Consider the following 10,713-nt stretch of genomic DNA (forward strand, 5'->3'; position numbering starts at 1 on the left):
AATACGATTACTTCGAATCGCATACCACATAAAGCAATGCTGTATTCACGACCGTATATTAAATAAGCGCTGCGTATATTAAGATAATCTCCTAATTTTCATATCAGACTAATTCAAACAGATATTACTTGGTTTCGTAGATTTCATACGGCAGGCGTTTAATCCTCTATTAATATTGTCTTGGTGGTGCTGGTTTTCCCGCGCTGTATCCTGATCTTTGATGGATCTGCATTGAAATAGCGGGATAGCTGTCTTATGACGTCAGCGTTTGCCCTGCCATTCTCCCTTGGCTCTTCTGTGAATACCACAATATAATCGCCATCCTTCCGTATATCCCCTCTGCCATGCCTGACCTTAACCATAACAATCAAGCGATCCCGGTTGAGAAGATCCATTTAGGGTATAATATTTACGATTTTGTAATCTTTGGATCGCCATAGATTTATGCCAGCCTAGGTCATATTTAGGCATGAATGATGAAGGGATAAAGAATAGGGTCAAGAGATATCCAGAAAGGGCCTCATATAATTTAGAAGATCTGAGATCGATTCTGTCAAGAAACTTTGTGTGCACAGTCTCCTTTGTCGATGAGGGCGTTCCCTATGCTATACCCATGATGTTTGCAAACAGAGGTGAGACTATATACCTGCACGGTTCGATGGAGAGCAGGATATACAGTGTGATGAGATCAAGCCAGTTGATCGCCATTTCACTGATGGAGCTGAACGGCATCGTGCTCGCCTCCGAGATCAAAAACAATTCAGTCAACTACGTTTCAGCTCTGATCTTCGGAAGGCCTGTGGAGGTCGAGGACATCGCTGAGAAGCTGCAGACGTTCAGAATGCTAACCGCGAAAATAGCTCCTGGCCGCTGGGAAGATTCCATCAAACCTTCGGTAGATGATCTGGATGGGGTCTTTGTTTTCTCGGTCAAACCTGAAACGTTTTCGATGAAGATGAGGACAGGGCCGCCGCATGATCCATCGCAATCCGGCATATGGTCCGGCGTCATACCCATACTTCACTCCTATGGAAACGCTGGAGAGGATGCACCGGAATACATCAAATCGCTGTACGGAAAGTATCTGTTCAGATGACGGATCAGGCATGAACTGCCCTGTGCGATTTTATTGCCTGAATGTAGGCTGATGCCAGAAATGCCATCAACCCAGATATTATGCATACCACAGCTATGCCGGAGGCAAGTGAAGATGGATCAATAAGCGCCGCTATGAATGGGGAAAATCCACCAATGATCCTGCCGGAGAAAAACACTATATTTGTAGCCAGCGCTCTTGAACCTGGTGGATAATTTTCACTGACCCATATACCGCTGAATGAGAAGAAACCGGAAGATATGTATATCGCGGCGAGAATGGCAAGAAAGTAAGCATCCACATGCAACAGTATAAGTGCCAGTGAGAACAGAACACCAGATCCCGCAAAGGCCATTGCGACATGTCCTCTCCTGTATCTGTCCGATAGAAAGCCGGCTATCACGAATCCGGAAAACCCCGCGAGAGACAGCACAGTTACAAATATGGGGCTGACCTTCAGATCAGAAAGGAGAGTCGGCACATCCGCCATGAGCGGTATGCTGAACATGAATGCACCTATTACAACTAAGGAGAACGCAATCGTATAGCGCATGAAATTGGGATCCTTTTCATGCACACCCACGATCCGCCTGCCACCGGTCTCCATGATCATGGCAGCTGACGGTATGGAAAAGAGAAGCGCTATGAGGCCGGCAACCATAAGGTATGTACGCCAGTAATGGAAAAATACGAAGAGAACAGAATCCAGCATGAAACCAAGGAAATAGAGGCTCTGCATTATACCCCCTATCGTACCCGATGAACGCCTGAGCGTTTCAACGACCACTGGATAGGATACGCCGTTCTGGGCGTTCACTCCAAGTCCTATGAGGAACCAGAAAGCGTATATCATGTATATGGACACCGAAAATGATGATGCCAGGGTAAATAAGCCGAAAATGGCAGAGGATATAAGCATTATCAACCTTCTCCCGTACCTGTCCGCAGCGTACCCAAGCAGGAGCCCTCCGATGGCCCCGCCTATGAAGTCCAGAGGTATGGCAAGAAGCACCGATGAAATTGGAACAGCAAATTGACCGGCGATCTGCGGTACGACCATGGAGATGGAGAAGACAGAAAAGGCTGAGAAGAGAAAAGGTATCATAACCCCGGGTATGTTCCGAAGTCTATCCACCATGCCCACACATATGCTGATGTTAAATAAAATTAATGATCATGGTAAAACTATTTCACAATTGGTCGGTTGGCAATCCTGATCATTTTGGAACTTACGTCAAGGTATGGATGAAGAGAACCATAAGGATGATCCACTTCAGTATAGAGAATTAGATCGAGAAAAAATTCAGTAAACATCGGCTATATGCCTCACGTCCACCATCGCAACATCGTATATATCATCGCACACGTTGAGCTTGAACTTTATGAATGTGCGCTCAACAGGCTTTCCGTTTTCAGTGGATCCTATACGCACCATCTCGCTGAGGTTGGCGTATATCAGATCGCCATTATCCAGCCTCACCCTCCTTATCAGGTTGACATCAAGTTTCGGCACATAGGATGTCCTGGTGAGGCAACCATTCCATTTCATATAGAAATCGTCGGAATTCATAAACACCACCCCATAATATTATTACAATTGTATAAAGCATGTAAAAAGATAAAGTATTCGATCTGAATGCTAAAACCGCAATTTCATGTGCTGAATTTAACAGAATTTGCATTGAACCATCGATGGGATATCGCATAATATCTTCGCAAAGGCATGTCCGATACACCTCAAAATCCGTAAATATCCAGAAAGACTGCTATACCGTTAATGAATGTCAGATGCATACTTTTCTGCCGCAATTATCATGGGAAAATAAGGCGAGATGCTATCGTGAGGAGGCATTCCGATATGGTCGAGATCTCGTTTTTTGCCGAGGAATCGGATCTGTATCGCATTATGGATGAATCATGCAGCTATGCCGTGGTCATATGCCCTGAATGCGATGGTATTCGGACCGCAGATCTGGATTCAGCCTTCAGGAATGCAAGGTACCTCATATCGGAGGAGAGATTCTGGGAGGCCCACGAGGCTCTGGAGGATGCCTGGCATAGCCTATCCGGAAAGAGAAAGACTGTGGTGCAGGCCATGATCTGGATCGTCGCTGCCCAGGTTCACTGGCAGATGATGCATGCCGATACGGCACTGATCATGCATGAGAGGGGAATTCGAGAGATCAGAGCAGACATGCGTTTTCATTATCCAATGACCGCTGAGGATTTTGACTCACTCCTGAATAACATCCGATGTGCTGGCGAATGAATGCGCCTCAGACCTCGCGCATGAATATAATGTCCAGATCACTCTGCGGGAGCAAACTGCGTTTTTCCACGAGCCTAGCGTAGGCCTCTGCCTCGGCAAGGGCACCGTTGAGCGCGTTGTGGGGCCTCCTCTCGATACCCAGCCCCAGCGCCGTGATCAGATCGTCAAGCCTCCTCCTTCCGCCCTTATAGATATCCGATGTTTCGAAGAGGTATTTCAGATCGATCCTCCTGTCTATCCGGATCATACGAATCGAATTGATTATGCATTCCTGCCCTATGAACGCTATATCGAAGTCTATGTTATAGCCGGCAACCGTGTAATCCTTTGAGTTATCGGCATACCATTCGGTGAACGCTGTAAGCATATCATACATGGCGCTTCCTATGGAGGCCAGATAATCCCTTGTGAAGCCGTTGACCGAGAGCGCTCCGTCCTCTATCAGCGCCTCAGGATCCGGCCTCGCCTCCATGTAGAAACGGACCGACGGATTCTCATAGACCACGCACCCTATGCTAATGATGCTGCATTTCAACGGATCGAGGCCGGTTGTCTCGGTATCTATGAATATCAATTCAATCCCTGAACCAGCGGTATTTAACGTAGAGAGATATGTCGTATATGATCTTTGTTGCACCCGCGACGTACAGAAGCGAAGGTGGCATTGCATCTATGAGAAATCCCCCTATGGCAGGCCCAGGCACCTGCCCCAGTGTCCGGACCGTTGTGAACACGGAGTTGCTGTTCACCCTGTAGTCTGCGGGTATGATCGTGTTGGTGAAGCTGTCCCTCGCCGGAACGTCCATCTGGCTCGTCGTCTGCCTCAGATACAGGAATACCTGGCTCGCTATCAAGTTCGGGATCACCGGCATGAGTATCAGGAAAAAGTTGCTTATGACATGGGTGTAAACCATGGTGCGTATCAGCCCTATCTTTCCAGATATGCGGGATGATATCAGTATCGATATGGCCGTCACGATATTGACTATTATGAATATGAAGCCAGCATATCCAAGCGATATATGGTAAACCACCTTGAACCAGAGCGTGATCATAGACGTGGTAACGAAGCCCCCTCCAAATGCATCGATCGAGAACAGTGCGGACAATGATGAAATGTGCCTCCTCACCTCGCCAGGTATTTCGCTGGCTGCCGATGGCCTGCTGTACTCAGGGAATGAGATCGCAAGGTATATCATGAGCTGGGCCAGAGCGAACACCAGTAGAACCATGAATATGTAGGAAAAAACGTAGTGCACGTAAAGAAAGAGAAAAAGCGATGCTATGGCTGCGCTTCCATAGGATCCGAAGTTGTAAACCGAAAACGCCGTGTTCTTGCTCTTCTGGTTCTGCTCATACCTGCTTATTGTGTACTGTTCAACGGGCTGATAGGCTGAGAAATCGCGGCCCGTAAGCGAGATGCCGCCTATGAATATCGCTAATATGAAGACGTATACGTTCCGCGTGAATATGAGTATGAGGAATGCCAGCACCATGAGTCCGGATAACAGTATCATCTTCGGCTTCAGCTTCATTTTCACCCTTGGATAGAGAAGGATGAATACCGCGCCGGAGACCAGACTTATAAATATCACGATCGATGTGTAGACTGCGTTGATGCCCAGCGACGACAGGTAATAGGGGACTATGATGGCCATGGCCGCAAATATGAAGGAACGAAAGGCCTTTGCTACCGTCAGAAGGAGGGTGTAGGCATGCATGAAAATGTATGATAAAAAATGATAAAAAATTGTGCTTTCGAATGTTCAGTGCCTCCTGAGCAGGGCCACTACAACGACCGATCCAACGATTAGCCCTGCAACGGCACCTATCACCAGGTATTCAAACACAACGCCGGAAGGTACAGCTTTGACTGGTTTCGAGACTTCGAAGGTCACCGTAGTTTTCGCATGCTGTCCATCAGGGCTTGTTACAAGCAGCGTCACTGTATAGCTGCCGGGAGACGTGGCCTGGAATGACGCATAGTTTGTGCCGGTGACGTTCTTTGTGATCACGTTGCCTGATGAGCTGTTGACGAAAAGCACAGCGTCTGCGTCATAGCCCGTGTAAGAGAAGGAAACGTTGACACTTCCGTAGATCGTGGTGTTTGAAGCAGGTGTGTATATTGTCGCCGTTGGATAGAACTGCGATGCCGGAACGTTGACCACATTTATGGACGTGTAATTGTATGATCCGGTTGCCGTCACCTCCGTAAGATTGAACGTCAGAGTGCCGTATGGAAGCATCGATCCATTGACTGTTATGGTTCCAGACTGAGCCGTCGGCTGTATTGTCGTCACCGCATTACCATTGTAATAAACCGTGATCGAATATGCAGACGTCAGGTTCAGGTTCACGCCGGATGAATATGCAACGTTGAATGTGCCATAGGCAAATGACGGCGCGCTGAGGGCCACAGACGGGGATGGCACGGATGTGGCATTATTGTGATCAAACATCATGAAACTTTTATTAAAATTTTCGTTTAAAAAATAGATACTCAACTCATCGTTCCATAGCACATTATAGTTTCTTCGTATGATTCAAAGCATGCATGCCCTGTTCGATCCGAGCGATCGATTTACAATATTTATATTGTATGATATTTTTTAGACATAAATGCTTATATAATATGTACATATCACATATTTTGTGAATAATCAAGGATATTCATCTCTAAGAAAAAATGCGATAGGACTTAAGGAAAACATGTTTCAGGGCGTTGCCGGTTCTGCACCCGCTGGTGCTGCCGTTGCAACGCTGACGGGGGCCGCGGCCTATGCGCTTGGATCGCTTCCTCTGGCCGCATTCATCGCCTTCCTTGTTGTGTTCCTGAATGCCTTCATAATAAGCCGTCTTTCAACCAGGATAGCCGGTGCTGGGGGCTACTATTACTACGTCAGAAGCGGCCTGGGAAGCCGCCCCGCAAGGTTCACCGGCTTTCTATACATGTTCTATCAGGTGATGGCGCTGGCCTTCATATCGCTCAGCGTTGGAGTCTTTGTTCCAGCAGTCCTCGGATCTGTATTCGGCATAGCGATACCTGGATATCTGATGTATGTCCTGATTATCGCTGTGCTTGCCTCCGGTTTCCTTATATCCTATAGTGGTGTGAAGGAATCTACAAGATACACGATGTACATGGCCATAGCAGAGATGGCGATAGTGGCCGGCATGGGCATCGTCATCCTGGCCATGAGGCCGTCCATAAACACAGCATCCGTTTTCACCCCAAAGTTCGCCTACGGCGGACTCTCGGGTGTTGGAATAGGCGTTCTGCTGATGTACACCGCCTTCTCCGGCTTCGGTGCATCAACCCCGCTGGGGGAGGAGTCCAGGGAGGCTGAGAGAACAATATCGAAGTCTGTGCTCTTCACCGTTATAGTATTAGGAGCATTCTTCGTCTTCACCTCCTACTACTTCACGGTTGCATGGGGCCCGGCAAACATGGCTAGCTACGCCAGCCCGGACAACCTGGCTCCAGGCATCACCATGATCAGGAGCTATCTCGGTACCGGAGCGGCAATACTAATAACGGTGCTGTTCATAAACAGCCTTCTCACCGGTACGGTTGTCGTGACCAACAGCACGTCGCGAGTCATGATGGCCATGTCCAGGGACGGGATAATACACGGTGCCTTCAGCGGTGTGAGCCACAGAAAGACACCGCATATATCCGCAGCATTCATATCAGCCATGGCAGCAGCCATAGCCATAATATCTGCCGCTGTGATGGGCGGGTTCGGGGCATTCATAATGACTGCAACGGCAGCAACGCTAGGAGTCCTGCTGGTTCATGCGCTGATAAATGTCTCACTGCCGGCTTCTGACATACGACTTCACCGATACCCCTACGGCAGCATAACGATCTCGGTTGTGTCAATAGCTGTGCTAGGCTTCATATTTTACAGCACGTTCATGTCCATAAGCACACCGGTCATCGTTGGATCGGCAGCATTCGCGATCTTCTCTGCCGCAGTATTGATCCACTCCATCAGGAATCCTGCTGGTGGATCTGGTATAGAAGCATCAGTCGAATCATGATGATCGATGGAAAAACACGATATATGACTGAATATTAAAAATTTTTAATTTTATTCATGCTTTAACTGTATACCTCTTCTCTCCAGACGTTTCCTCGAGGTTTCTTCCCTTTGTCTCAGGAAGCAACACCAGCGTCAGTATGAAGGCTACGATTGCGAATATAGCTAGGATTGTGAAAAGCAGTGGAAGGTGTGCTGATGCGTCTGTCCCAAGTATTATCGCGTCGACGAACGTACCTATGAATGCTCCTGTCTTACCGCCCGCCGCTGACATCCCGGTTCCGAGACCCCTCGTGGTGACAGGGAAAACCTCGGGCGGATATACAAACGTTGTGACGTTTGGCCCGAACATTATGAAGAAGTAGCTAACACCGTAAAGCCCCAGGAAGAGGCTGAGGTTCCCTATGATGGAGTGGTAGCCTATCGCTATTATCGCATACGTCGCCGCCATCACGGCGAAGCCCGTTAGCTGTATCGTTTTCCTGCCTATCCTGTCGATTGTGAACGTGGCTATCCAGTAGCCTGGAAACGCTGCAACCGCAAATATCAAAAGTGTGTACTCAGTGGATTTTATAAGTGCAGGCATGCCCTTTATTGTTGATGGTACAAGCGCTGAGAGTATCGTTGTGGACATTATCGAGTTTCCGTACAGTGCCCAGTCCATAAGGAACCAAGCCCCCATTGTTCCTATCAGCGTCAGAAGGAACGTCCTGTCCCTGAAGAGCGTTGACCACTTGGCCTTAACAACGTACTTCTCGTCATCTGAAACGCTCACATTTATGCCGGTGTATTCCTTAAGATCTCTGGCAGCTTTATTCACATCGCCCCTGGCAGCTGCGGTGTATCTGGGAGGCTCGGGCATCTTCAGCCTGAAGTATATGACTATTGCCGCAGGTATCGCTCCTATGGCAAGCAGCGCTTTCCATGTTATGGCCGGCGATACGCCGTGCAGCATGAATGCAAGCGCTATGAGAGGCCCGGCTATGAGGCCGAAGCTCTGCATGGAGAGTATGCTTCCTATGAATTTGCCGCGGCTCTTCGTGTTGGAATATTCCGCCATTATAGTTGAGCTGGCTGCGTAATCCCCGCCTATACCTATACCAAGCAGAAACCTCCATCCTATAAGAGCGATGGCGTTGTTGTAGGGCGTCAGAAATGCGCTGCCCAAAGCTCCGATTATCAGTATGGCCAGTTCAAGGCCGTATATCCTCTTCCTTCCCAGATAATCGAGCAGCCTTCCGAACAGGATCGCGCCGATCACCGCAGATATGAGCGATGTGGAGCTTATCAGACCCTTGTAAAACGTATCTATAGTGGTCCATCCCGAGAGGGAAAGTAGCGATACAACAACACCTATTATGAACAGGTCGTAGGCATCGGTGAAGAAACCGAGGCCAGATATCAGAAGGGTTTTGATGTGGAAACTTCCCTGAGATCTGTTCAGGGCTTCGTTTATGGCATCCAAACCACCATTGTTCTCTGTCATCATCTATTTATAGGCCGCGGTTATTTTACGTTTTTCTATATAATATATTTGTAATACATATATCTATATATTCTATATAAAAAATCAGATCTTTAACCTTAAATACGCTCAGGCATTTGTTAAAAGTATGCCTTTCAGGGCGAAGATGAAGATACCTGCATCCCTCTGCATGAGGTGCAGGGGCGCAAAGAGGCTCTGCGGCCTCTCATACTGCCCCATAGAGATCGAGCTGATCACGAGATCGAAGGTCGGGGTCCAGGGCAGCGTGAGGGAGATCGAGGGATCTTCGCCACCATCCGTGTTCGTGGGCCGCTATGGATATCCGAAGGTATCCGTTTACCCGTCCGCACCGCCGATTAAGGGCGATACAAGCAGTTTAGCCGTGAGCGCTGCATGGATCGACATGCCGCTGGAGGAGTTCATATCGCAGAGGCTGTCGATGCTGAGGGGATCCACCGAGTTCAGCGTGAATGCGGCCGTGGATCCTGATAAATTGCTCCAGAGGATACAGGAGATATCGTTATCGAAGGGATCGGTTGACGTCGACATACTGCTGGAGAAGCCAATCGATACTTCCAGGATCGAGATAGATGACCATGTGACGCCAATGGGCCCGGCCTCTCCAATGAAATCGTTCACGCTTGATTCCACAAAGACGGATCAGCACATAGAGAAGGTGTATTACGATACGGATCTTAAGGCCAGGGATGCAGTCATAGCATTATACGAGAACAAACTGGATGTTGAGAGGATATCACAGTCGCTGAGCGTCGGGATCATGGGTGAAGGCAGGAGGAGAAAGATAGTGCCCACGAGATGGTCGATAACGGCCGTGGACACGATGATATCCGATGATCTCGTCGAAGATATCAAGGATATGCCGTCAATCGATAAGTTCCTGGCCTACAGGATGAGGGTCAACGGTAACTACTTCATGGCCATACTCACGCCGTCGAACTGGATATACGAGTGGGGCGAATCGTGGTTCCCTGGAAGCACCTGGAACATGTGGGGAGACGAGGCCGAGGTCGAGATAGACTACGAGGGCTACTACGGCCGCAGGACATATCCGGACATCGGCGGATGCTACTACTCCAGCAGGGTTGCAGTTGGCGAGGCGTTCAAGAGGATGGGGAGGAGTGGCGGAGCGATAACATGGCGCGAGATATATCCCGGTTTCAACATACCGGTGGGCGTCTGGTTCGTCAGGGAAAACATGCGTAGGCTCTTCTCACAGAAGCCTGAGGAGTTCGATACAATCGATGAAGCCATAAAATACGTTTCTGAGTGGATGAAGGTGCCTCCGGATAAATGGAAGTCTAACTCCTACGTGTACAGAACGCTTAGGTACAACAACCTGGAGAGGTTCTTCAGCATATGAGGATAATTGAGATCGATGTGAAGAGCGCGCTGCAGAATTCCGGACTCATGGAGCTGGATTACAGCCTCAATCCGTACCTTGGGTGCATGCACAGGTGCCTGTACTGCTACGCAATGGATATGACGAAGGACAAGCGTGCAGCGGATGACTGGGGCAGTACGATAATAGTGAAGAGGAATATACTGGATGTTCTGAGAAGAGAGCTTCCGCATAAGAGGCGCGGTGTAGTTGGCGTCTCCACCATCACAGATCCGTACCAGCCCGTCGAGTTCCGGTACAGGCTCACCAGGCGATCCATGGAGATGCTGCTGAAGGAGGGTTTCCGTGTATCTGTTCAGACCAAATCGCCGCTTGTGGCCAGGGATCTGGATCTTTTCGCAAGGTATCCTGAAAGGGTGGACGTGGGCATAACGATCACCACGGTGGATCCGGAGAAGG

The 10,713-nt window shown here is 48.8% G+C and carries 12 protein-coding genes; 5 read left to right on the plus strand and 7 right to left on the minus strand.

Annotated elements, in window-relative coordinates; genetic code table 11:
- Positions 1-158: 158 nt before the first annotated feature.
- Positions 159-395 carry a DUF167 domain-containing protein gene (locus Q0C15_RS01225; RefSeq protein ID WP_297215150.1) on the minus strand — a complete coding sequence of 79 codons (237 nt, stop codon included), beginning with the start codon at positions 393-395 and terminating at the stop codon, positions 159-161.
- A gap of 74 nt (positions 396-469) precedes the next feature.
- On the opposite strand from Q0C15_RS01225, the gene Q0C15_RS01230 reads away from it, so the two are divergent.
- Complete coding sequence (locus Q0C15_RS01230) at positions 470-1,096, plus strand: pyridoxamine 5'-phosphate oxidase family protein (protein ID WP_297215152.1); 627 nt, start codon at positions 470-472, stop codon at positions 1,094-1,096.
- A 4-nt stretch (positions 1,097-1,100) separates the two neighbouring features.
- On the opposite strand, the gene Q0C15_RS01235 is transcribed toward Q0C15_RS01230, so the two are convergent.
- Positions 1,101-2,234, minus strand: a complete 1,134-nt coding sequence (locus Q0C15_RS01235; RefSeq protein WP_297215154.1) for an MFS transporter — start codon at positions 2,232-2,234, stop codon at positions 1,101-1,103.
- A gap of 165 nt (positions 2,235-2,399) precedes the next feature.
- A complete protein-coding gene (locus tag Q0C15_RS01240; protein WP_297215156.1) occupies positions 2,400-2,666 on the minus strand; it encodes a hypothetical protein in 267 nt (88 codons plus the stop codon).
- Positions 2,667-2,936: 270 nt separating this feature from the next.
- Between Q0C15_RS01240 and Q0C15_RS01245 the strand changes: the two genes are divergently transcribed.
- Positions 2,937-3,365, plus strand: a complete 429-nt coding sequence (locus Q0C15_RS01245) for a DUF309 domain-containing protein (protein ID WP_297215157.1) — start codon at positions 2,937-2,939, stop codon at positions 3,363-3,365.
- Positions 3,366-3,372: 7 nt separating this feature from the next.
- Here Q0C15_RS01245 and Q0C15_RS01250 read toward each other — a convergent pair whose 3' ends face one another.
- The 3 genes from Q0C15_RS01250 to Q0C15_RS01260 are packed head-to-tail and all read right to left on the minus strand — an operon-like array spanning position 3,373 to position 5,827.
- Positions 3,373-3,939 carry an exonuclease domain-containing protein gene (locus tag Q0C15_RS01250; RefSeq protein ID WP_297215159.1) on the minus strand — a complete coding sequence of 189 codons (567 nt, stop codon included), beginning with the start codon at positions 3,937-3,939 and terminating at the stop codon, positions 3,373-3,375.
- 1 nt (position 3,940) lies between these two features.
- Complete coding sequence (locus Q0C15_RS01255; RefSeq protein WP_297215161.1) at positions 3,941-5,086, minus strand: MFS transporter; 1,146 nt, start codon at positions 5,084-5,086, stop codon at positions 3,941-3,943.
- 45 nt (positions 5,087-5,131) lie between these two features.
- Positions 5,132-5,827, minus strand: a complete 696-nt coding sequence (locus tag Q0C15_RS01260; RefSeq protein WP_297215163.1) for a hypothetical protein — start codon at positions 5,825-5,827, stop codon at positions 5,132-5,134.
- Between the two features lie 190 nt (positions 5,828-6,017).
- Between Q0C15_RS01260 and Q0C15_RS01265 the strand changes: the two genes are divergently transcribed.
- Positions 6,018-7,409 (plus strand): APC family permease, encoded by a 1,392-nt coding sequence (locus tag Q0C15_RS01265; RefSeq protein WP_297215165.1) that lies wholly within the window; start codon positions 6,018-6,020, stop codon positions 7,407-7,409.
- Between the two features lie 54 nt (positions 7,410-7,463).
- Here the strand turns inward: Q0C15_RS01265 and Q0C15_RS01270 are convergent, their stop codons facing one another.
- Entirely contained in the window at positions 7,464-8,894 is a 1,431-nt protein-coding gene (locus Q0C15_RS01270; RefSeq protein WP_297215167.1) for an MFS transporter, read from the minus strand.
- Between the two features lie 127 nt (positions 8,895-9,021).
- Here Q0C15_RS01270 and Q0C15_RS01275 point away from each other — a divergent pair, with 127 nt between their 5' ends.
- Together Q0C15_RS01275 and Q0C15_RS01280 are read left to right on the plus strand one after the other, a co-directional pair.
- Positions 9,022-10,275, plus strand: a complete 1,254-nt coding sequence (locus Q0C15_RS01275) for an Nre family DNA repair protein (RefSeq protein WP_297215169.1) — start codon at positions 9,022-9,024, stop codon at positions 10,273-10,275.
- Positions 10,272-10,713, plus strand: a 442-nt coding sequence (locus Q0C15_RS01280; protein WP_297215171.1) for a radical SAM protein, incomplete at its 3' end; no start/stop codon positions are given. The genes Q0C15_RS01275 and Q0C15_RS01280, both read left to right, overlap by 4 nt.

Source organism: Thermoplasma sp., assembly GCF_023256435.1.
Taxonomy (GTDB): Archaea; Thermoplasmatota; Thermoplasmata; order Thermoplasmatales; family Thermoplasmataceae; genus Thermoplasma.